The following is an 803-nucleotide window of genomic DNA, read 5'->3' as shown; positions in this document are numbered from 1 at the left end:
ACGGGTTTGAGGAACAATGTAGAGGGGCCTATGCGTCTGGCGTATAGAGCAGTCGTTTCTCTTGACTTCGATGGTGTGCTACATCCCGTTGGTGTGCCGGCAGTAGATGAGGACTTTCGCCTGATCGAAAATCCGGGCCTGTTTGTATGGCTCCCAATTCTCGAACGGTTGCTTGCGCCGCACCCTACGGTCTGGATTATCGTCAGCTCGGACTGACGTCGGCTCTTCGATGACGCCACGCTTATCGGGCTACTTGGCCCGTTGGCTGCGCGGTTTGTCGGGGTGGTTGAATGCTACGGGGAGTTCCGATCTGGGTAGATCCTCGCCGAGGTGAAGCGAAGGGGGCTCAAGGGATGGGTGGCGCTGGATGATCACCCAAGTGTCCTCGCCGCTCACGACAGAGACGCACGTTTCATCGCATGTGAGCCTGCCACAGGGTTAAGTTCGGTTGACGTACAGCGAACCCTCAGCCTGAGGTTTGCCCACCTGCTGGTCAATGAGGTCTGATCTTTTGCGCATCCAATGCTGTTTGTGCAAGCCCGTGGCACCGCATCGGGGCCGGGCGCGACCCGTTTGAGCCTCTCTGCCTTGCGAACGAGCTGTTGCTAAAGAAGATCATCCTCCATGGAAGAACACGCTGGTCCGTCCGACTTTGTCCGGGACCATCACATTGCGACCTGTACCTTGTATGTAACGGACACGATGCTGACAGGACTGCCGGGCCCCGCTTACAGCGTTCCGCCACCGCGTCGGACGGGCGGTCGTGTCCTTTATCTCGATCTGGACGGTTGCCTGCATCCCGA

General features: G+C 58.4%; 1 protein-coding gene and 1 pseudogene. Both read left to right on the top strand.

The window, feature by feature from the left end; translation table 11 throughout:
* A pseudogene (locus SB822_RS54725) lies at positions 1–216 on the top strand (hypothetical protein); the annotation flags it as partial.
* A gap of 114 nt (positions 217–330) precedes the next feature.
* Positions 331–507 carry a hypothetical protein gene (locus SB822_RS54720; RefSeq protein WP_410858802.1) on the top strand — a complete coding sequence of 59 codons (177 nt, stop codon included), beginning with the start codon at positions 331–333 and terminating at the stop codon, positions 505–507.
* The last annotated feature ends 296 nt before the right edge of the window (positions 508–803 follow it).

Source organism: Paraburkholderia sp. SIMBA_054 (assembly GCF_046534875.1).
In the GTDB taxonomy this organism is placed as follows: Bacteria; Pseudomonadota; Gammaproteobacteria; order Burkholderiales; family Burkholderiaceae; genus Paraburkholderia; species Paraburkholderia hospita.
Note: the sequence above shows the minus strand (reverse complement) of the source record. Positions and strands in the feature narration are given on the sequence as shown.